Consider the following 20,285-nt stretch of genomic DNA (forward strand, 5'->3'; position numbering starts at 1 on the left):
GACGATGCGCGGCCGGGTGCCGGCCGGTGTTTCGCCGGCGTGCTGCTGTGGGGGGACGGGCGGGGTCACGGGGCGGGGTGCCTTTCCAGGAAGTTGTTGATGGCCTCGGCGGCGGGCTCCGGCGTCTCGTAGTGGATCAGGTGGCCCACCTTGTCGATGACCACGAGTTCACCGTCGGGCAGCAGCCCAAGCAGCTTGTGCTGGTTGGGAAGGGTTGCAATCTCGTCCTCGGACCCGGCAATGAGCAGGGTGGGCAGCGCCAGTTTGGCTGCGACCTCCCGGACGGTTCCGCTGACGGATGCCTGGAATGCCTCCAGCAGCATGTCCCGGTTGGCGAAGCCGCTGAAGTAGGCGTGGTGCTGTCCGTGGATGAAGGCCAGCAGCGCCTTGTCGCGCGTCTTCGCCATGGTCACGCTCATGACGTAAACAATCAGCTTGCTGCGCAGCAGCGCATTGCCCAGCCGGGCCGGCAGCCTGGCAGAGGCCCAGTAGTAGAAGACCGCCAGCTTGGTCATGACGCCCTTGGGCCCCTCCAGGGCGGGGGAGGCGATGGGGTTGACCAGGATGAGCGGGAAGACGCGCCCCGGGTTGGCCGCAACAAAGTGGCTTGTCACGATGGAGCCGAAGGAGTGGCCCAGCAGGACTGTGTCCGGGCCGAGCCCCAGTGTGTCCAGGAAGCTGGCGAGGAAGGCACCATAGCCCGGAACGTCGTGCCGGCCAGTTCCGTGGGTGCCCGGGGCAAACGCGGGGGAGGCGCCAAAGCCGGGGAGGTCGGGCATGATGATGCGGTGTTCGGGGAGCAGCTCCACCACCCTCTCGAGGCCGTGGTGGTCGCCGCGGAAGCCGTGGACCATGACGATCGTGCGGCTGGCTGGCGTGTCACAGGCCGGGGCATACTCCCAGTAGTGGACCCGGGTGCCGGAGCAGTCCGCGGTGCGAGCGGTGGCCCGGTCCGCCAGGTCCACGGCGATGGGTGCGCCGTCCGCCGTCGAACTTCGCTTGAAGGGCAGGAACTTCAGGGCCACGGCTAGTTGACCTCATTGGGGTGCGAGCCGGACCGCTGCCCGCGGTCCAGGGAGTCAATCTCGGCCATCTGGGCGTCGCTGAGGGCAAAGCCAAACACGTCCAGGTTCTCGGCGATGCGGGTCGCAGAGCTGGCCTTGGGAATGACCAGGTGGCCCGACTGCACATGCCAGCGCAGCACCACCTGGGCCACGGACCGGCCCACTGCGGCGGCCACGGAGGCAAGCACCGGGTCGGTGAAAATGGCGCCGCGGGCCAGCGGGCTCCACGCCTGGGTGGCGATGCCCAGCGAGGCATGCAGCTCGCGCAGTTCCACCTGCGCCAGCCACGGATGCAGCTCGACCTGGTTGACGGCCGGCACCACGTCGGTGGCGTCAAGCAGGCGGTGCAGGTGCTCGGGCTCGAAGTTGCTTACGCCGATGGCCCGCACCCGGCCGTCGCGGTACAGGGACTCCAGGGCCTTGTACGTGGGGATGTACAGTTCGCGCGCCGGGGCGGGCCAGTGGATGAGGTACAGGTCCAGGTAGTCCAGGCCGAGCTTTTCCATGCTCGCGTCAAAGGCGGCCAGGGTGGAGTCGTAGCCCTGTTCCGTGTTCCACACCTTGGAGGTGACAAACAGCTCCTCCCGCGGCGTGCCGGCAGCCACCGCGCCGCGGACCGCCGCACCGACGCCCTCCTCATTGGCGTAGAGGGAGGCCGTGTCCACCGTGCGGTAGCCGGCATCGATGGCCGTGGAGACCAGTGCGGCGCAGTCGTCGGCGGGGACCTTGTAGACGCCGTAGCCGAGGACATCGATGGCCGTGCCGTTGTTCAGTGTGTGTTTGGGGGAGCGTTGCATACCAACGAGCCTACCGTTTCAGGCGCCGTCAAGGCCGTGCAGGAAGCCGAAGATGGGGTCCGTGGCGGCGCTGTCCTGCTCCACCAGTTCACGGGCGGTGGTCTCGTCCAGGATGAGGTCCGTGGCGAGCCCGGCGGCCAGGGCACCTCGCAGCCCGGTGATCTTCTTGCTGCCGGACACCACGCAGATCCGGCGCCGGACCCTCCGCAGGCTGTCCAGGCTGGGCCCGCTGGTGCGCTCGTTGAGCACAATGCCGTCGTCGCTGCCGTCGGAGCGGAAAAACACGGTGGCCACGTCCCCGGCGACACCGCTGGCCTCAAGCGCCTCGAGGTCGGTGGAGTCAAGGTAGCCGCCGCTGTAGACGTGGCTGGGGATGTCGGCATCCATGGAACCCACCCCGAAGATGGCGATCGTCATGCGCTCCTGCAGGTCCAGGATGCGGCGGACGCTGCGCTCCTGCCACATCATCGCCTTTGTTTCGGCCCGGTCAAAGAAGGCCGGGACCGGGAACTGTTCCACCTTCGCCCCGTAGGCGGTGCCGAAGCGGCGGATGATTTCCGAGGCGTAGGTGATGCCGGAGGTCTGCGTGTTGCCGGCCCCGTTGAGCTGGACGATCGTGGTGCCGTGCGTGGTCTTCCTGGTGAGGTGGCGGCTGACCGTGCTGACTGTGGAGCCCCAGGCGACGCCCACCACGGCGTTCGAGTCCACGAGGGGGCCGATGGTCCGGGCTGCCTGCATGCTGACCCGCTCCAGCACCTCGACCTCGCTGAGCATGTCGGAGACCGGCACGACATGGACCTCCACCTTGTAGCGCTTGCGGATGACCCGTTCCAGGTCGGGGGCGCGGTCCGCCGGGGTCTTGATCTGGATTTGCACCAGGCCAGTCTCGCGCGCCATGGACAGGAGCCGGGAAACAGTTGAGCGGGACGTGCGCAACTCCCGTGCAATCGCATCCATGGTTTGGTCCTGCAAGTAGTACATTTGTGCAGCACGCAGCGCATCCTGCTGCTTAATCCGCTTAGTTGGCATGAGAAGCAACGCCTTTCTGCACGTTTGTGCAAACCGGTTGACTATATTTTCCGTCTATTCAAACAATAATGGGAAGAGGCGCACAAGGCGCCACGGAACGTGACGCAAGTGAGGTCGTTGTGGGCATCTTAGGCAAGGCAGACAAAAACCAGGACTCAACCGGCGTGCAGCCACTGGCCCGCCCGCAGGTCGAAGCCCTCAAGGAACGCCCGCACGCCAAGGTCCTGATCATTGGCGGCGGCATCAACGGCGTCGGCACCTTCCGAGACCTGGCCCTTCAGGGCGTCGACGTGGCGCTCGTGGAGCGGGGCGACTACTGCCAGGGCGCCTCCGGGGCGTCCTCCCACATGATCCACGGCGGCATCCGCTACCTTGAAAACGGCGAGTTCCGCCTCGTCAAGGAGTCCGTGGTTGAGCGCAACGGCCTCCTGAAAATTGCGCCGCACTATGTCAAGCCGCTGCAGACCACCATCCCGATCTTCAGCACCTTCTCCGGCATCCTCAGCGCCCCCATGCGCTTCCTGACGCACAAGCAGGGCAAGCCCCAGGAGCGCGGGGCGTTCCTCATCAAGGCCGGCCTGACCATGTACGACTCCTTCTCCCGCGACGGCGGCACCGTTCCCCGCCATGACTTCAAGGGCCGCAAAAAAGCACTGGCCGAAATGCCGCAGCTGCACCCGGAGATCAAGTACGCGGCCACCTACTACGACGCCTCCGTCCACAACCCGGAACGCCTCACCCTGGACGTCCTGCAGGACGGGGAAAAGGCCGGCGCCGCCGCGCCCGGTGTCGAGCAGGCGCGCGCCACCAACTATGTTGCGCTGACGGCTGTCACGGACGACGGCGTTGAGCTCACCGACCAGCTCACCGGCGAGACCTTCACCTTCACGGCCGACGTCATCGTCAACACCACCGGCGCCTGGGTGGACATGACCAACGCGGACATGGGTGCGGCCACCCGCTTCATGGGCGGCACCAAGGGATCACACATCGTCCTGGACCACCCCGAACTGCTGGCCGCCTGCAAAGGCCGGGAGATCTTCTTCGAGCACACCGACGGGCGCATCGTGCTGATCTACCCCATGGGCGACCGTGTCCTGGTGGGCACCACGGACATCGACGCGGACATGACCAAGGACGCCGTGTGCACCGAGGCGGAGATCGACTACTTCTTCGATCTCGTGGGGCACGTCTTCCCCAACATCCTCGTGACCCGCGACGAGATCGTCTACAGCTTCTCCGGCGTCCGTCCGCTGCCCCGCCACGACGAGACCGCACCCGGCTTTGTCTCCCGCGACTACCGGATCGAACGCGCAGACCGCACCATCGGTGGCAAGGTTGTGCCCGTGCTGAGCCTGGTGGGCGGCAAGTGGACCACGTTCCGGGCCCTGGCCGAGCACATGGCCAACGACGTCCTGGCCATTGTGGGCACGCCCCGGAAGACATCCACGGCAAAGCTGCCCATCGGCGGCGGTGTAAACTTCCCGACCAGCAACGCCGGCATTGAGTCCTGGATCGCCTCCCACACGAGCGAGTCGGTGGACGCCGCACGCTCCGGCGTGCTCCTGACCCGCTACGGCACCCGTGCCGCGGACGTCATCGAGTACCTGGGCCGCGGCAAGGACACCGTCTTCAACTCAACCAGTGAGCTCAGCGACCGTGAGGTGGCCTTCATGGTGGAGAACGAGCAGGTCGGGCACCTGATCGACGTCATGATCCGCCGCACATCGCTCGCCTTCCGCGGCCTGGTCACGAGCGAACTGCTCGCCGAGACGGCGGAGGCGCTGGCAGGCCCGCTGGGCTGGAACGCGGCCCGCGTGGCTGACGAGATCGCCCAAAGCAAAGATGTTCTGGCCCGTTTCCACGGTGTCCAGGTCCAAAGCTTGATTGCCTAAGGCCCCTGGGGGCAAAGGGGGCTCAAGAGGCCCCATCCGAACGGGTGGGTCCTTCCTGCAGTAACTAACCAAACACAAGGAGTACAAAGATGTCTCTTGGCATAGTGTTCGCATCCGAGGTCATGGGCACCATGATGCTCACCCTTCTCGGTTGCGGCGTCGTTGCAAACGTCGCACTGAAGGGCACCAAAGGAAATTCCGGCGGCTTCCTGCTCGTCAACTGGGGCTGGGGCCTGGCCGTCATGGCCGGTGTCTTCGTCGCCGCCAAGTCGGGTGCACACCTCAACCCGGCCGTGACCGTGGGCCTGCTGGCCAACGGCAAGGCGGAGTACGCCCCGGACGTGGCCGTCACGTTTGCATCCACCATGACGTACTTCGGTGCGGAAATGCTCGGTGCATTCCTTGGCGCCGTCGTCTGCTGGCTGGCCTACAAGGAGCACTTCGACGGTGAGCCGGATGCGGCCACCAAGCTCGGCGTGTTCTCCACCGGCCCGGCCATCCGCAACTACGGCTGGAACACCGTAACGGAAATCATCGGCACCTTTGTCCTGGTGTTCGTGATCCTCATGCTGGGCAACGGACCGGCCGAACTTGGGCCGCTGCCCGTCGCCCTGCTGATCGTCGGCATCGGCGCATCCCTCGGTGGTCCCACCGGTTACGCCATCAACCCTGCCCGTGACCTCGGACCCCGCATCGCCCACGCACTCCTGCCCATCAAGGGCAAGGGTTCCAGCGACTGGAGCTACGCCTGGGTTCCCGTGGTGGGCCCCCTCGTCGGTGGCGCACTGGGCGGCCTTGCAGCCAGCTGGCTGCCGCTCGTGGTTGGCTGACACCCGGCAGCCAGGTCTCAAACCGAACCGCTGGCCGCATGCCGGGCCAGCTGAACCCGTTCGCAATGTGAAGCACTAAGCAAAGGAAACAAAGATGTCTCAGTACGTAATCGCCATCGACCAGGGCACCACCAGCAGCCGCGCCATCGTGTTTGACCACGACGGCAACATCGTCTCCACCGGCCAGCTGGAACACGAGCAGATCTTCCCCAAGGCTGGCTGGGTGGAGCACGACGCCGCCGAAATCTGGAACAACACCCGCGAGGTCATCGGCACGGCCCTGGCCCAGGCCAACCTGACCCGCCATGACATCGTGGGCGTGGGCATCACCAACCAGCGCGAAACCGCAGTCGTCTGGGACAAGAACACCGGCGTCCCGGTCTACAACGCGATCGTCTGGCAGGACACCCGCACCCAGGACATCGTGGACCAGCTTGCTGCCGACGGCGGCGTGGAACGGTTCAAGGCCAAGGTGGGCCTGCCGCTGGCCACCTACTTCTCCGGCACCAAGATCAAGTGGATCCTGGACAATGTCGAAGGAGCCCGTGAAAGGGCGGAGGCCGGGGACCTGCTCTTTGGCAACACCGACAGCTGGGTCACCTGGAACCTGACCGGCGGCACCGACGGCGGCGTGCACATCACCGACGTGACCAACGCCTCCCGCACCCTGTTCATGGACCTGGAAACCCTCCAGTGGGATGAGGAGATCCTGGGCATCTTCGGCGTGCCGCTGTCCATGATGCCCGCCATCAAGTCCTCCTCCGAGGTCTACGGCACCGTGCACGGCAGCCAGCTGCTGCGCGAGGTCCCGGTCGCCGGCATCCTCGGCGACCAGCAGGCGGCCACGTTCGGACAGGCCGCGTTCGGCACCGGCGAGGCCAAGAACACCTACGGCACCGGCTGCTTCCTGATCTTCAACACGGGAGAGGAAATCGTCCACTCGAAGAACGGCTTGCTCACCACGCTGGGCTACAAGCTCGGCGACGCCGCACCGCACTACGCACTGGAAGGCTCCATCGCCGTCACCGGCTCGCTGATCCAGTGGCTGCGCGACAACATCGGCATGATCAAGTCCGCCCCCGAGGTGGAGGAGCTCGCGGCAGCGGTCGAGGACAACGGCGGCGTGTACATCGTCCCCGCTTTCTCCGGCCTCTTCGCCCCGTACTGGCGTGCCGACGCCCGAGGCGCCATCGTCGGACTGACCCGCTTTGTGAACAAGAACCACATTGCCCGGGCCGCACTGGAGGCCACCGCCTTCCAGACCCGCGAGGTGCTTGACGCCGTCAACGCCGACTCCGGTGTCGACCTGACCGAGCTGAAGGTCGACGGCGGCATGGTCGCCAACGATGCGCTGATGCAGTTCCAGGCCGACATCCTCGGCGTCCCTGTCATCCGCCCGAAGGTCACCGAAACCACCGCCCTCGGCGCAGCCTACGCTGCCGGGTTGGCCGTCGGATTCTGGAAGGACCTGGGCGAACTCTCCAGCAACTGGTCAGAGGACAAGCGCTGGGAGCCGCAGATGGACGCCGCCGAGCGCGACCGCCAGATGCGCCTTTGGAAGAAGGCCGTCACCAAGTCCATGGACTGGGTTGACGAGGACGTCAAGTAACAAGGCATGAAGCACGACGGCGGGAGCCCACCTTTGCAGCAAAAGGCGGCCTCCCGCCGTCGTGCTTTAAGTGCGGTAAAGTAAAGGGGTGCATACATTCCTCCTTCTTATCTAGCCGCGAGCAACACCGCGGCCGCCCCTTGCTATGTCGAGGGGCTTTTGTGTGTAAAAAGCAGGAATGACCAGCAAGCCATTGATGAATGAAAAGGCAGGGTACGTGAGCGTGCAGTCCCAGACTGAAGAGAACAGCGAAGAGGGCGTCTACAGTTTCGCCTCCATGGAGGCCAAGTGGCCCGCCGTGTGGGATGAACTAAATGTCTTCGCACCGCTTGATGACGGATCCAAGGAACGCCGCTACGTCCTTGACATGTTCCCGTACCCCTCCGGCGACCTCCACATGGGCCACGCCGAGGCCTTCGCCATGGGCGACGTGGTCTCGCGCTACTGGCGCCAGCTGGGCTTTGACGTGCTGCACCCGATCGGCTGGGACTCCTTTGGCCTGCCCGCCGAGAACGCCGCCATCAAGCGCAACGCCCACCCCAGCGAGTGGACGTACGCCAACATCGACACGCAGGCGGAGTCGTTCAAGCGCTACGCCATTTCCGTGGACTGGTCCCGCCGCCTGCAGACCTCCGACCCCGAGTACTACAGGTGGACGCAGTGGCTGTTCAAGCGCTTCCACGAGCGCGGACTGGCCTACCGCAAGAACTCACCCGTCAACTGGTGCCCCAAGGACCAGACCGTGCTCGCCAACGAACAGGTCGTCAACGGCGCCTGCGAACGCTGCGGCACCATCGTCACCAAGAAGTCCCTGAACCAGTGGTACTTCAAGATCACCGACTACGCCGACCGCCTGCTCGATGACATGGACGCGTTGAAGGGCCACTGGCCGGACCGCGTGCTGGCCATGCAGAAGAACTGGATCGGCCGCTCCGAGGGCGCCCATGTGACCTTCGTGATTGAGGCCGCCGGGGAGGAGAAGGTCCAGCAGGAGCTGACCGTCTTCACCACCCGCCCCGACACCCTCTACGGTGCAACGTTCTTCGTTGTCGCCGCCGATGCGCCGCTGGCACTGGACCTGGTCACGGCCGAGCACGCTGAGGCCCTCAGCGACTACCGCGAGCAGGTCAAGGCACTGAGCGACATCGAGCGCCAGTCCACCGAACGCCCCAAGACCGGCGTGTTCACGGGCCGCTACGCGGTCAACCCGCTGACCGGGGAGAAGCTGCCGGTGTGGGCCGCCGACTACGTCCTGGCCGACTACGGCACCGGCGCCATCATGGCCGTCCCCGCCCACGACCAGCGCGACCTCGACTTCGCCAAGGCCTTCGGCCTGCCCGTCCGGGCCGTCCTGGACACCGGCGCCGAGGACCCCGCCGTGACCGGCACCGCCACCACCGGCGAGGGCACCCTGATCAACTCCGGCGAACTCAACGGACTGTCCAAGTCCGATGCCATCCCGGCCGCCATTGAGATTTTGGAGAAGCTGGGCACGGGCGAGAAGTTCGTGAACTTCCGCCTGCGCGACTGGCTGCTCTCCCGCCAGCGCTTCTGGGGCACACCCATCCCCATCATCCACTGCCCCGACTGCGGCGAGGTCCCGGTGCCGGACGACCAGCTGCCCGTGCGCCTGCCGGACAACCTGCGCGGCGAGGCACTGTCCCCGAAGGGCACCTCCCCGCTGGCCGCGGCCGAGGATTGGGTCAACGTCGCCTGCCCCAAGTGCGGCGGCGCCGCCAAGCGCGACACCGACACCATGGACACCTTCGTGGACTCCTCCTGGTACTTCCTGCGCTTCGTCTCCCCGCAGTTCACGGAAGGCCCCTTCGATCCGGCCAAGGTCAACGACTGGATGCCCGTGGGCCAGTACGTGGGCGGCGTGGAGCACGCAATCCTCCACCTGCTCTACGCACGCTTCTTCACCAAGGTCATCCACGACCTCGGCCTGCTGGACGCCACCGAGCCCTTCAGCGCCCTGCTGAACCAGGGCCAGGTGCTCAACGGCGGCAAGGCCATGAGCAAGTCCCTCGGCAACGGTGTCGACCTGGGCGAGCAGCTGGACCGCTACGGGGTCGACGCCGTCCGCCTCACCATGGTCTTTGCCGGACCCCCGGAGGACGACGTCGACTGGGCGGATGTTTCGCCGTCGGGCTCCGCGAAGTTCCTGGCCCGCGCCTGGCGCCTGGCCCGCGACGTTGCCAGCGCCCCGGGGACGGACGCAGCCGGCGGCGATGCTGCCCTGCGGTCGCTGACCCACCACACCGTGCATGACGCCAAGGCCCTCCTGGAAGGCCACAAGTTCAATGTGGTCGTTGCCAAGCTCATGGAGCTGGTCAATGCCACGCGCAAGGTCATCGACTCCGGAGCCGGAGCAGCCGACCCCGCCGTGCGCGAGGCCGCCGAAGCCGTTGCCATCGTGTTGAGCCTGTTTGCCCCGTACACGGCCGAAGACATGTGGGAGACCTTGGGCCATCCGGCATCGGTTGCCAACGCGGGCTTCCCCGCCGTCGATCCGGCCCTCCTGGTGGAGGCGAGCATCACGGCGATCGTCCAGATCAAGGGCAAGGTCCGTGCCCGCCTGGAAGTCGCCCCGGACATTTCCGAGGACGATCTCCGCGAGCTGGCCCTGGCCTCGGAGGCCGTGCAAAAGGCGCTCGACGGCGCCGCCATCCGCACCGTGATCGTCCGTGCGCCTAAGCTGGTCAATATCGTTCCTGCCTAGGCAGCGCGAGAGACACCGCAGACACCATTGATACAGTGCAAAAGTGCCCTCGCCCGCACAGGGCAGGGCACTTTTGCGTGTCGGGGCGGCCAGTGAAGGCCTTTTTGTGAGGGGATGAACGCCATGAACGAGAAGGACCCCGTGCCGGGGAAGGGGCGCGCGGCCGAAACCGGCGCCACGCCCGAGAAGGGTGCTGCGCGCAACTGGCTGCGCCAGCAGGTCGGACGCATGCGGCCACGGGCCGCCCAGCAGGAGCCGAAGGCGGGCGCCCCGCCCAAGCCCAGGATCGCCGTTGTGACTGATTCCGCGGCCGCACTGCCTCCGGAATGGGTTGCCGGGATCTCCCTCACGGGACTGCTGACCGTTGTGCCCATTCCCGTCATCATCGGAGACAACGTCTACTCCGATGACGACGTGGAGCTGGAAACCCACATCTCCCTCGCCCTGGCCAGCGGTAAGCCGGTCAAGACCTCCCGCCCCTCACCCGGGCAGTTTGAACGCGCCTTCCGGCAGGTTGCGGCGGCCGGGTTTGACGAGATCGTCTCCGTGCACCTCTCTACCAAACTGTCGGGCACCTTTGAGGCGGCGATGCTGGGTGCGGAACGTTCTCCCATACCCGTCCATGTGCTGAATTCCGGCACGGTTGGCATGGGCCAGGGCACGGGCGTGCAGGCGGCCGTGGCGGCGTCGCTTTTGGGGCATGGCGTCCCGGCGGTGGTGCAGGAGTGCAACCGGGCGGTGGCGGCAACCGCCACATACTTCTACGTCCCCAGCCTGGAACAGCTGCGCCGCGGCGGGCGCATCAGCCTTGCCTCCTCGTGGTTGGGCACGGTCCTGGACATCAAGCCGCTCCTGGGGATCCGGGACGGTGGCATTGTTCCCCTGGAAAAGGTGCGTTCGGCACCCAAGGCGGTGGCCCGGCTCCAGGAGATGGCGGCCGCCGACATCGCCGCCCGGGGCCCGGAAGCCACGCAAATCAGCATCCACCACTTTGGCAACGAGGCCCAGGCGCTGGCCCTGGGCGAGTCCCTTGAACTGGCCTCCCCCGGGCTGGCCGCGGCAACCCTGACGCGGCTGCCGGCCGTGCTGGCCGCCCACGCCGGCCTGGGCGTGCTGGTTGTTGTGGTTGCCGACGCACTCATTCCTCCACAGGAGGAGCCGGACGCCGGCTAGTCCACAATCGGCCCTGCCGCCCTGCCAGGGGTGGCGCGGGAGGCCTACTGTGGCTGCATGACAGGCGCAGGCGAGGAGTTCAGCTGGCCCCCGGAGGCCCCGCACGGCGGTGCCTCCGGCCGGCGCGCCGGTGCGCCCCGGCAGCCCGGCGCGTCTGGCCGCTCGAGGGTGTCAGGCGGGTTTGGCGGGTCCGTTCCGTTCGAATTGCCCGGCGGTTCCGGCGTGCCCGCTCCGTCCGCGGGCAGGATGCGCGGGCCCCGCTGGGTTGTCTCCCTCCGGGCCCTCGTGGTGGTCCTGGCAATGCTGGCGGCGGCCCTGGGCGTGCTGTGGCTTGAGGCCGCGGGTGTCCAGGGCGTGTCGGCGCAGCGCGGTTCCGCCGGTGCGGCCGCCGTGACCGTGCCGCCCATGGCGACTGGAACGTCAGAGCCACAGGCCATGGCCGATTCCGGGGTCCAGTCCGGCGCGGGAGATGTACCAGGGAATGCCGCCGGGGGAGTGGACGAGGCGGCCCCGGGGACGGGCCCCTCTCAGGGCGCGGGCGGTGCCGGGACAGGGAAAATCGCGGCGGGCGGACTGACGGTCCATGTTGTGGGGGCGGTCAACCACCCGGGCGTGTTTGTGCTGGGTGAAGGCAGCCGTATCTTCCAGGCCGTCGAGGCGGCCGGAGGCGCACTGCCGACGGCAGCCCTTGCAGCCCTGAACCTGGCCGCCCCCATCAGCGACGGGCAGCAGATTGTGGTTCTGACACAGGAGCAGGCGGCCAATCCGCAATCCAACCCCGGCACCGGGGCAGCTGCACCGGGCGCGGCCGGCGGGGCAGCCGGCGGCGCGGGGGCGGCGGCGCCCCTGGGGCCCGTCAACGTCAACACGGCCACGGCCGCGGACCTGGATGTGCTCCCGGGCATCGGTCCGGTGCTGGCGCAGCGGATCGTCGAATGGCGCACCGGGCACGGCCCGTTCTCTTCCGTGGACGCGCTCGACGCCGTCCCGGGCATCGGCGCCAAACTGCTGGAGAACCTCCGCAGCCTGGTGGCGGTGTCGTGACCGGCGCGCCATGAGGCTGCAGGAACCCCGTTGGGCGCGCTACGTTGACGCGGCGGTGGGCGGCTCCGGTGCCATGGCGCCCAACCGCCGCAGGGGCCGCCTGCGCCGGGAGCTCGCGGAACTGCGCCGCCGGCTCGCCGCCGCCCACGAGGAACAGGCAGCTTCACAGGAGCACCTGCGCCCGGATGTGCGGCTGCTGCCCACCGTTGCCGGAGTATGGCTGACGGCAGCGCTGGCCACTGCCGTCCCCGGCGGCTATCTGCCAAGGCTGCTGCCGGGCCTCGTCCTGCTGTCCGTTGCTGTGCCCTTCTTCCTTCCCCGCAGGAAGGCCGGGCGACGCGGCAAACGCCGGGGTGCCACCTTTATCCTCGCGGGATGTTGCGCCCTTGCCGTGGTCGCTGTGGTGGGATTGCGGGCCCACGCGGGCGCCGCATCCGCCTTGGCCCAAACGGTTGCCTCAGACGGCAGCGCGGCCGTAACCCTTGAAGTTGTCACCTCGCCCCGCAGCCTGCAGGGCGGAAACGGTCCGCCGAGGCTCATGTTTGAAGCCGTCATCATCCGTGCCGCTGCCGGCGGACGGGAAGCCTCAGGCCGCCTGCCCGTGCAGGTGATCGCGGGCCAGGCGTGGGGGTCCGTGCGCCAGGGCCAGGTGGTGGGCACTGCAGGCGCCGTGGAGCTTGGCGCTGCACAGGGCGGGAAGCAGGATGCGGGCCGCATCGGCACACTGCGTCCCGCCACCAGGCCGTTGCCCGCCGTAGGCTCGGCAGGCAGCGGGCCCCTGGCCGTCGCCGCCGTCCGCAGCAGCTGGATTGCGGCAGCGAATGGGGTGTGGGCGGAGCCTTCACCCGACACAGCGGCGCTCCTTCCCGGCATGGTCATGGGGGAGCGCAGCGGCATGCCGGCTTCACTCAACGACTCCATGAAGGCCGTGGGATTGACCCACCTGACAGCCGTCAGCGGCGCAAACTGCACCTTGATACTCGCCACGATCATGCTCGGGCTGCGGTCCCTCCGCACCCCTCGCCACGCAGCGTTTGCCGTCTCCCTTGCCGCCTTGCTCGGCTTCGTGCTGGTCGTGGGCCCGGACCCCAGCGTGCTGCGTGCCGCCGTCATGGGTGGGCTTGGTGCCATGGCACTGCTCAGCGGCCGGCCAAAACGCGTGGGGGCGCTGCTGTCCGTGAGCATTGTGCTGCTCCTGCTGGCCGATCCGTGGCTCGCCGCCGACTTCGCCTTCATACTTTCGGTCCTGGCCACCCTGGGCCTGTACCTCGTCGGTCAAAGGTGCGTGCGGTGGCTGTCGGTGCTGATGCCGTTGTGGCTGGCCCAGACGATCGCCATTCCCTTGGCGGCCCAGCTGTTCTGCGCCCCCGTGATTGTTTTGCTGCAGGCACGGCTGACCCCCTACACGGTGCCGGCCAACATGCTGGCAGCGCCTGTCATTGCCCTCGTGACCACGGTGGGCACCCTCGGCATGGCGTGCGCCGTCGTGGTGCCGCCGCTGGCCTCCCTGTGTGCTGCGGTCAGCGGGGCCGGCGCATGGTGGGTTGCCGCCGTCGCGCGGTGGATGTCGGCGCTTCCGGCAGCGAGCCTGCCGTGGCCCGAGGGGATGGTGGGTGCGGTGCTCATGGCAGTCATGAACGCCGCCGTCCTGCTGGCCCTGCTGGCGTTTGTGGAGCGGCAACGGGCCGCCGCTGCAATGCGCATGGCTGTGGGCTGGCTGCCGCCCTGGTGGCGCCGGCGCTTCGGCTTCGCCACGCTCGCGGCCCTGGCCATGGTGGTTGCTGCCGGCTGGTGTGCCGCGGTGGTGATGCTGTGAACAGGGCAGTGGGGGATGGCTGCGGCGCCGCGGTGCCGCGTCCCGGGGTGCACGCGGGCGCCGACCGCGCGCGCCGGTACCGCCCCGGGCGCCTTGGGCGGCGGACCGGGTTGGGAATAGCCGGTGGTGGTGGCACAGTAGATGCTGTGAATATTGCATCGACAGGAAACCAGCCGTGAGCCCGGCGCCAAGGACAACGTCCCGGGCGGGAGCAGCCGGTGCTGATTGGCGCGATGTGCCGCTGGCCCCGGTGGTTCTGCTGTTTGGCCCCGAGGATTTCATTGCCAGCCGCGCAGTGGATGACGTGCGCCGGAAACTGCGGGCCCAAAACCCGGAACTGGAATTGACCACCCTTGATGCCGGCCACTACACCGCGGGGAACCTGGGCATGGTGGCCAGCCCGTCGCTGTTCAGTGAACCCAAGCTGATTGAGGCTTCCGGGCTGGCCGCCATGAACGACTACTTCCTCCAGGACGCCCTCGCCTACATCAAGGACCCGGCCCCCGATGTGACCCTGGTGCTGGTTCATGGCGGCGGGGTGCGCGGCAAGAAGCTGCTGGATGCGCTCAAGGCCCTGGGTGTTCCCCGCGTGGAGTGCCAGCCGTTGAAAAAGGACCAGGACAAGGCACAATTTGTCAGCACGGAGTTCCAGCTGGCCCGGCGCCGCATCGATGCGCAAGCCGTGCGTGCGCTGGTCGCCGCCGTGGGAGCCAGCCTTTCAGAGCTGGCGGCCGCGTGCTCGCAGCTGATCGCCGACACCACCGGCATGGTGAGCACCGACGACGTCGACAAATACTATGGCGGACGGGTTGAGGCGACTGCGTTTCGCGTGGCCGACGCCGCACTTGCCGGCAATGCTCCGGTCGCACTGTCCACCCTGCGCCATGCCCTGGCCACCGGCGTGGACCCGGTGCCGCTCGTTGCCGCCCTCGCCATGAAGGTCCGCACGGTGGCCAAGGTGTTCGGCGTGCGCGGCGGCTCCGCGCAGCTGGCCAGCACCCTCGGCATGGCGCCCTGGCAGGTGGATGCTGCCCGCCGCGACGCCGGCCATTGGAGCGGCCCGGCACTGGTTCAGGCCATCAAGGTCCTGGCCGAGGCGGACGCCCAGGTCAAGGGTGGCGCCAAGGACCCGGTGTTTGCCGTGGAGCGTGCCGTCACCGTTATCGCCACCGCAGCCCGCCGCTGAGACTGCGCCCGCCCGTGCGCAGGCGCCCTGCCCGTTGAAAAGGGACGGGGCCCAGTTCAGGAAGGGACCAGGCTGTACGGCCGTCCCCTTCCGCAACCACCGTCCGAATTCATTGTCCGTCAACAGTTGCGTCCGCCAGCCGGGTTAAACACGTTGGGCCCGCACCGTAACGGTGCGGGCCCAACGATTGAGTTGCGAAGCGGATCGGCTTCCCCTAGAGGGCGTTGACCTTCTTGGAGATGGCCGACTTGCGGTTGGCAGCGTTGTTGGCGTGCAGGACGCCCTTGCTGACAGCCTTGTCCAGCTTGCGGCCGGCATTCACCAGTGCGGCAGCTGCTGCATCCTTGTCGCCTGCGGCCACTGCCGTGTTTACTGCACGGATAGCGGTCTTGACGCCTGAACGAACGGCGAGGTTGCGCACGCGCGACTTCTCGTTGGTCAGGATGCGCTTCTTCTGGGACTTGATATTAGCCACGTTGTTTAACTCTCTTTTGATACGAAAATACGGTCGTAGAGGGCGTAGCCTGACCGTCGACAGCGGCGTGGGGATGCTCGAATTATGGTGAACGTCTGGCCAGGCTGTTGCATCCGCCGACCTGCACGGACACACACAGGAGAAAATTCTACCAGACGGCGGCCCCGCGGGAGCCCGTCACCTCCAGCCGTGGCGTTTCCGCAGCCCCGCAGCCACAACGCCGAACCTCTTGGCGTCAAGGATGGCACCCTCGCGGCGCATGTCGGCGGGCGAGACCTGCAGGATCCTGTCCAGCTTCACCTCGCTGGGCCGGCCCTGCCTGTCCCAAGAGCCCGTGCCGATGTCCACGTAGTCGTTGTCGCCGCGGTGGTCGTTGCTGTGGTCCTTGCTTGTGAGCATCAGGGCCAGCAGCCGCCTGCCATTGCGCCCCACCACCAGCACCGGACGGTCCTTGCCCTGGGTGTAATCCTCCTCATACGGCACCCAGGTCCACACAATTTCCCCGGGGTCTGCGGCGCCGTCGGGCTTGGGCGAGTAAGTGACGGTGGACGTGCCGGAGAAGTCGCCCGGATAAGGTGCGCTCAGCCCGGTGATGGTGCTCGACGCCGGACGCCCGCCCGGGTGCGCGCCGCCCCTGCCGCTGGGCTTGGCGCCGGGACGGCCGCCCTTTCCGGTGCCGGGCCGTGTGCCGGCCCCGCCCTTCGGTGCGGCGGTGCTGCCCGGCTTGAACAAGGTGCGCGCCAGGGAGCCAAGAAGCTTGAAAATGCGGTCGGAAGTGGAAGACATGAACCCCAGAATAGCGAATCGGGCAGGCCCGCCCGGTGCCGGTGCCACACCAGACCGGTGTGTGGGGAGAAATTAGTGCCATGGCCGGGCGATCCGGTTCTGTGCCGGGGCCCCAAACGTGGGAGACTTGAGGGCAATGAGTGTCCGGCGCCAACGCGTGCGGCCACATTCCTGCACGGTTCGGCGCCAGCGCTGCAATCCCTGCATCCATGCAACAGTAAGGAACCCTAGTGTCACCCATGGCCCGCACTGCCCCGGTGCCCGCCGCGACCGATCCGGCGATCATCAGGAACTTCTGCATCATCGCGCACATCGACCACGGCAAGTCCACCCTGGCCGACCGGATGCTCCAGCTCACCGGAGTCGTTGAACAGCGTGACATGAAGGCGCAGTATCTTGACCGCATGGACATTGAGCGCGAACGCGGCATCACCATCAAGTCCCAGGCCGTCCGCATCCCGTGGGAGGTCGACGGCACCTCGTACTGCCTGAACATGATCGACACCCCCGGCCACGTCGACTTCACCTACGAGGTCTCCCGCTCGCTGGCCGCCTGTGAGGGCGCCATCCTGCTGGTCGACGCCGCCCAGGGCATAGAGGCGCAGACCCTCGCGAACCTGTACCTGGCCATGGAAAACAACCTGACCATCATCCCGGTGCTGAACAAGATCGACCTGCCTGCGGCGCAGCCCGAGAAGTACGCTGCAGAGCTGGCCAACCTCATCGGCGGCAACCCGGAGGACGTGCTGCAGGTTTCCGGCAAGACCGGCATGGGTGTCGAGGCCCTGCTGGACCAGATTGTCCGCGACCTTCCGGCACCCGTGGGCGACCCGGAGGCCCCGGCCCGTGCCATGATCTTCGACTCGGTGTACGACACCTACCGTGGCGTGGTCACCTACGTCCGCGTCATCGACGGGCACTTGAGCCCTCGCGAGAAGATCCAGATGATGTCCACCCGGGCAACCCACGAACTGCAGGAAATCGGTGTCAGCTCCCCGGAGCCCAAGCCGGCCAAGGGCCTGGGCGTGGGCGAGGTGGGATACTTGATCACCGGCGTGAAGGACGTGCGCCAGTCAAAGGTGGGCGACACCGTCACCACGTTCCACAAGCCTGCCGCCGAGGCACTGCCCGGCTACCATGAGGCCAAGCCCATGGTGTTCTCCGGCCTCTACCCGCTGGACGGCACCGACTACCCGGTGCTGCGCGACGCGCTGGAAAAGCTGATGCTCAACGATGCCGCCCTGGTCTACGAGCCCGAAACGTCCGCGGCACTGGGCTTTGGCTTCCGCGTGGGATTCCTTGGCCTGCTGCACCTGGAAATCACGCGCGAGCGCCTGGAACGCGAATACAACCTGGACCTGATTTCAACGGCCCCCAACGTGGAGTATGAAGTCACGCTGGAGGACAAGAAGGTCATCCAGGTCACCAACCCCAGCGAATACCCCACCGGCAAGGTCGCGGAAGTCCGCGAGCCCATGGTTGCCGCCACCATCCTGGCTCCCACAGAGTTTGTCGGTGCCATCATGGAGCTGTGCCAGACCCGCCGCGGCATTCTCGGCGGCATGGACTACCTCTCCGAGGACCGTGTTGAGATCCGCTACCGCCTGCCGCTGGCCGAGATCGTGTTCGACTTCTTTGACATCCTCAAGTCCAAGACGCGCGGCTACGGCTCGCTGGACTGGAAGGCCGACGGCGACCAGGTCGCCGACCTCGTCAAGGTCGACATCATGCTCCAGGGGGAGCAGGTCGACGCCTTCTCCGCCATCACACACCGCGACAAGGCCTACGCCTACGGCGTCATGATGACCGGCAAGCTGCGCGAGCTCATCCCGCGCCAGCAGTTCGAGGTGCCCATCCAGGCCGCCATCGGCTCGCGCATCATTGCCCGCGAGAACATCCGCGCCATCCGCAAGGACGTCCTGGCCAAGTGCTACGGCGGCGATATCTCGCGCAAGCGCAAGCTGCTGGAAAAGCAGAAGGAAGGCAAGAAGCGCATGAAGATGGTGGGCCGCGTGGAGGTTCCCCAGGAAGCCTTCATCGCCGCACTGTCCTCCGAGGAGCCGGCAAAGGACAAGTCCAAGAAGTGACCCCCAGCGTTCTGCCCCTCGGGGATCCGGCCCCGGCCGACGGCGTCCTGCCCGCGCAGGCCGCCGCCGGCGCGGCCGGGCGCAAGTTCAGCTTGTACGCGCACATTCCGTTTTGTGCCGTGCGCTGCGGCTACTGCGACTTCAACACCTACACGGCCACCGAACTGGGCGGCGGCGCCTCACAGGCCGCCTACGCCGAAACAGCCGTGCAGGAGGTGGAATTTGCCGCCCGCGCCATGAAGGCTTCGGGCCTGCCGGAGCGCAGGCTCAGCACTGTCTTTTTTGGCGGCGGCACCCCCACCCTCCTGCCCGCCGGCGACCTTACCCGAATCCTGGGCGCCGCCGTCGAGCAATGGGGCATTGAAGAAGGCGCCGAGGTCACCACCGAGGCCAACCCGGACTCCGTGACCCGCGAATCGCTGCAGGAACTGTTCGACGGCGGATTCACGCGTGTGTCCTTCGGCATGCAGTCCGCCGTGCCGCACGTGCTCAAGGTGTTGGACCGCACCCACAATCCCGAGAAGGTGCCGCAGGCTGTTGCCTGGGCGCGTGAAATCGGCCTGAGCGTGAGCGTCGACCTCATTTACGGCACTCCGGGGGAGTCAGTCGCCGACTGGGAAACGTCCGTGCGTGCGGCCCTCAGCTACGAGCCCGACCACATTTCCGCCTACTCGCTGATCGTTGAGGAAGGGACCAAGCTGGCCGCGCAGATCCGGCGCGGCCAGGTGCCGAACATTGACGACGACGACCACGCCACCAAATACGAACTCGCCGACAGGCTGTTCAGCGAGGCCGGACTGTCCTGGTATGAGGTCAGCAACTGGTCACGCACCCCGGAGGACGCCTGCCAGCACAACCTCGCCTATTGGCGCGGGGACGACTGGTGGGGGATCGGCCCCGGCGCGCACTCGCACATGGGCGGCGTGCGCTGGTGGAATGTCAAGCACCCCACCGCCTACGCCAACCGGCTGGACAAGGGAGAGTCGCCCGCCGCCGGCCGGGAGACCCTCGACGCAGACACGCGCGAGCTGGAACGCATCATGCTCGTCTCCAGGCTCTCGGAAGGGCTGCCCACGGACACGCTGTCGCCAGCCGCCCGCAAGGCCGTTGCAGGGCTCATTGCACAGGAACTTGTGGACCCCGCGAAGGCGTTCGCCGGCACCCTCGTGCTGACCCTGAAGGGCCGCCTGCTGGGTGACGCGGTCACCCGCGCGCTCCTGGTGGACTGAGCAACCCGTTAAGGCAAACTGACCCGCAGAACTCACAAAGAATCACTGGATTCTCGATGAGTTCTGCGGGTCAGTTGCTTAAGGTGTGGGGCTACTTGAGCCAGCGCAGGTTCAGGGAGTAGCGGTACGGCTGGCCCTTGTTGACCTGGAGGGCGGCAATCACGGAGAACACCGTCAGGAAGATCCAGACCAGCAGTGCCAGCATGGAAAAGACCGTGGCAACCTGGGGGTTGATGAACACGAACACCAGTGCCAGCAGGTTCAGTGCCACGGCAACGAGGGTGGGAGGCAGCGTAAAGTTCAGGGCCTCGAGCGACTCCTGCTCCGTGAACCGGCCCCGCGGGCCGACGTACTTGTGGATGAAGAACGACGGGATGCAGCCGAGAATGCCGCCGCAGTGGGACATGAAAGCCCACTGCTTGTCCTCGGAGGGGGTGAGCGGAGGTTGGGGGGAACCATTGGTGTGGGTTGTCGGATGACTCACAGGGACGGGCCTTTCAACGTGCTGCACAAGGAAACGATGCGCCGGACACAAGCCCGGCC

The 20,285-nt window shown here is 67.0% G+C and carries 16 protein-coding genes; 10 read left to right on the forward strand and 6 right to left on the reverse strand.

The genetic code is table 11. The features are described 5' to 3' along the window. Positions 1–65 precede the first annotated feature (65 nt). From JOF48_RS16150 to JOF48_RS16160, 3 genes are read right to left on the reverse strand one after another with little or no spacing between them, the layout of a single operon-like run. Positions 66–1,019, reverse strand: coding sequence for an alpha/beta fold hydrolase (locus JOF48_RS16150; protein ID WP_425353742.1), 954 nt, complete (start codon positions 1,017–1,019; stop codon positions 66–68). A gap of 8 nt (positions 1,020–1,027) precedes the next feature. After that, the gene (locus JOF48_RS16155; protein ID WP_209682267.1) at positions 1,028–1,861 is read right to left on the reverse strand and encodes an aldo/keto reductase; all 834 of its coding nucleotides are present in this window, start codon (positions 1,859–1,861) and stop codon (positions 1,028–1,030) included. Between the two features lie 18 nt (positions 1,862–1,879). Beyond that, positions 1,880–2,890 (reverse strand): sugar-binding transcriptional regulator, encoded by a 1,011-nt coding sequence (locus tag JOF48_RS16160; protein WP_209682269.1) that lies wholly within the window; start codon positions 2,888–2,890, stop codon positions 1,880–1,882. Between the two features lie 68 nt (positions 2,891–2,958). On the opposite strand from JOF48_RS16160, the gene JOF48_RS16165 reads away from it, so the two are divergent. The 8 genes from JOF48_RS16165 to holA all read left to right on the forward strand — a co-directional run bounded on the left by JOF48_RS16165 (position 2,959) and on the right by holA (position 15,165). Continuing rightward, positions 2,959–4,785, forward strand: coding sequence for a glycerol-3-phosphate dehydrogenase/oxidase (locus tag JOF48_RS16165; protein ID WP_209682272.1), 1,827 nt, complete (start codon positions 2,959–2,961; stop codon positions 4,783–4,785). An 89-nt stretch (positions 4,786–4,874) separates the two neighbouring features. Further along, on the forward strand, positions 4,875–5,615 hold the full coding sequence (locus tag JOF48_RS16170) for an MIP/aquaporin family protein (RefSeq protein ID WP_209682274.1): 741 nt from the start codon (positions 4,875–4,877) through the stop codon (positions 5,613–5,615). Positions 5,616–5,709: 94 nt separating this feature from the next. Continuing rightward, positions 5,710–7,224 carry a glycerol kinase GlpK gene (glpK, locus tag JOF48_RS16175; protein WP_209682278.1) on the forward strand — a complete coding sequence of 505 codons (1,515 nt, stop codon included), beginning with the start codon at positions 5,710–5,712 and terminating at the stop codon, positions 7,222–7,224. A gap of 217 nt (positions 7,225–7,441) precedes the next feature. Next, positions 7,442–9,946: a leucine--tRNA ligase gene (leuS, locus tag JOF48_RS16180; protein ID WP_425353743.1), complete on the forward strand. Its 2,505-nt coding sequence runs from the start codon at positions 7,442–7,444 to the stop codon at positions 9,944–9,946. Positions 9,947–10,069: 123 nt separating this feature from the next. Further along, a complete protein-coding gene (locus JOF48_RS16185) occupies positions 10,070–11,119 on the forward strand; it encodes a DegV family protein (RefSeq protein WP_209682280.1) in 1,050 nt (349 codons plus the stop codon). A gap of 57 nt (positions 11,120–11,176) precedes the next feature. Next, positions 11,177–12,163 (forward strand): ComEA family DNA-binding protein, encoded by a 987-nt coding sequence (locus tag JOF48_RS16190; RefSeq protein ID WP_209682283.1) that lies wholly within the window; start codon positions 11,177–11,179, stop codon positions 12,161–12,163. Positions 12,164–12,173: 10 nt separating this feature from the next. Then, the gene (locus JOF48_RS16195) at positions 12,174–13,979 is read left to right on the forward strand and encodes a ComEC/Rec2 family competence protein (protein ID WP_209682286.1); all 1,806 of its coding nucleotides are present in this window, start codon (positions 12,174–12,176) and stop codon (positions 13,977–13,979) included. Between the two features lie 175 nt (positions 13,980–14,154). Continuing rightward, the gene (gene holA, locus JOF48_RS16200) at positions 14,155–15,165 is read left to right on the forward strand and encodes a DNA polymerase III subunit delta (RefSeq protein ID WP_209682289.1); all 1,011 of its coding nucleotides are present in this window, start codon (positions 14,155–14,157) and stop codon (positions 15,163–15,165) included. A gap of 214 nt (positions 15,166–15,379) precedes the next feature. Here the strand turns inward: holA and rpsT are convergent, their stop codons facing one another. Beyond that, a complete protein-coding gene (rpsT, locus tag JOF48_RS16205) occupies positions 15,380–15,640 on the reverse strand; it encodes a 30S ribosomal protein S20 (RefSeq protein WP_038462664.1) in 261 nt (86 codons plus the stop codon). A gap of 177 nt (positions 15,641–15,817) precedes the next feature. Beyond that, positions 15,818–16,426: a type II toxin-antitoxin system PemK/MazF family toxin gene (locus tag JOF48_RS16210; RefSeq protein ID WP_209682292.1), complete on the reverse strand. Its 609-nt coding sequence runs from the start codon at positions 16,424–16,426 to the stop codon at positions 15,818–15,820. Positions 16,427–16,656: 230 nt separating this feature from the next. On the opposite strand from JOF48_RS16210, the gene lepA reads away from it, so the two are divergent. Then, on the forward strand, positions 16,657–18,513 hold the full coding sequence (lepA, locus tag JOF48_RS16215) for a translation elongation factor 4 (protein ID WP_209682301.1): 1,857 nt from the start codon (positions 16,657–16,659) through the stop codon (positions 18,511–18,513). Then, on the forward strand, positions 18,510–19,742 hold the full coding sequence (gene hemW / locus JOF48_RS16220; protein WP_209682303.1) for a radical SAM family heme chaperone HemW: 1,233 nt from the start codon (positions 18,510–18,512) through the stop codon (positions 19,740–19,742). The genes lepA and hemW overlap by 4 nt, the downstream gene beginning before the upstream one ends. Before the next feature lie 91 nt (positions 19,743–19,833). Here hemW and JOF48_RS16225 read toward each other — a convergent pair whose 3' ends face one another. Further along, complete coding sequence (locus JOF48_RS16225; protein WP_342591277.1) at positions 19,834–20,226, reverse strand: DUF4870 domain-containing protein; 393 nt, start codon at positions 20,224–20,226, stop codon at positions 19,834–19,836. Positions 20,227–20,285: the final 59 nt, after the last annotated feature.

The sequence above is a fragment of the Arthrobacter stackebrandtii genome, from assembly GCF_017876675.1.
In the GTDB taxonomy this organism is placed as follows: domain Bacteria; phylum Actinomycetota; class Actinomycetes; order Actinomycetales; family Micrococcaceae; genus Specibacter; species Specibacter stackebrandtii.